The following is a 585-nucleotide window of genomic DNA, read 5'->3' as shown; positions in this document are numbered from 1 at the left end:
AGCATATCCGCATCCTGCACGACGTTTTACCGGAAAATGCCGACCTGCCGACCTACGCGCAATCCCTGTCCATAGACGGACACAACCCATTCTTCTCCGAACACGCCTAAACCGCCTATGAAAAACCATTCCGTACTCTTCGTCTGCCTCGGCAACATCTGCCGCTCCCCCATGGCGGAATACGTCCTGCGCCACCGCGCCCGCGAAGCAGGCGTAGCCCACCGCGTCCGCACCGACAGCGCAGGCACATCAGGCTGGCACGACGGCGAAAACATGCACCAAGGCACGCGCAAAACCCTCGCCGCCCACGGCATCGACCATCAAGGTTTTACCAGCAGCAAAGTGCGTTCCGAAGATTTCGATGAATTCGACTTCATCATCGCCATGGACGACAACAACCTCGCCGAATTGGAAAAAATGTTCGGCAAACACCCCGACAAAATCTTCAAACTCACCGACCTCATCCCCGAAAGCGGCTACCGCCACGTCCCCGACCCGTGGTACACCGGCGACTTTGACGAAACCTTCAGACTTGTGGACGCAGGCAGCATCGCGCTGCTGAAAAAGCTGGGTTTGGTTTGAATT

The 585-nt window shown here is 57.1% G+C and carries 1 protein-coding gene; it reads left to right on the top strand.

The annotated features are described in order from the left end of the window. The first annotated feature begins 117 nt into the window (after window positions 1-117). The gene (locus ACTHUR_RS16230; RefSeq protein ID WP_107813575.1) at window positions 118-582 is read left to right on the top strand and encodes a low molecular weight protein-tyrosine-phosphatase; all 465 of its coding nucleotides are present in this window, start codon (window positions 118-120) and stop codon (window positions 580-582) included. Window positions 583-585: the final 3 nt, after the last annotated feature.

It is taken from the genome of Neisseria sp. P0021.S007, assembly GCF_051956855.1.
Note: the sequence above shows the minus strand (reverse complement) of the source record. Positions and strands in the feature narration are given on the sequence as shown.